Genomic DNA, 278 nt, shown 5'->3' on the forward strand with positions numbered 1-278 from the left:
GCATCGCGATGTCCTATCCTCGCAGGAGGCGATCCTCCAACTACTTTTGGCGCTACTGAGCTTAACTTCTGTGTTCGGTATGGGAACAGGTGTATCCTCAGTGCCATCATCACGACACGTCTTTTAGAAAGAATTTTTAATCCTCTCAAAACTGAATCTCTTTGTAAATTCTTGCCGAGTGCTACACTGCACTTCAACTTGGTTAAGTCCTCGAACCATTAGTACTAGTCCGCTCCATGCGTCGCCGCACTTCCACTTCTAGCCTATCTACCTCATCA

The 278-nt window shown here is 46.8% G+C and carries 1 rRNA gene; it reads right to left on the minus strand.

The features are described from left to right. Positions 1–117 (minus strand): 5S ribosomal RNA (gene rrf, locus TT13_RS10960). Positions 118–278 lie beyond the last annotated feature (161 nt).

The sequence above is a fragment of the Weissella oryzae SG25 genome (assembly GCF_000691805.2).
Lineage (GTDB): Bacteria > Bacillota > Bacilli > Lactobacillales > Lactobacillaceae > Weissella > Weissella oryzae.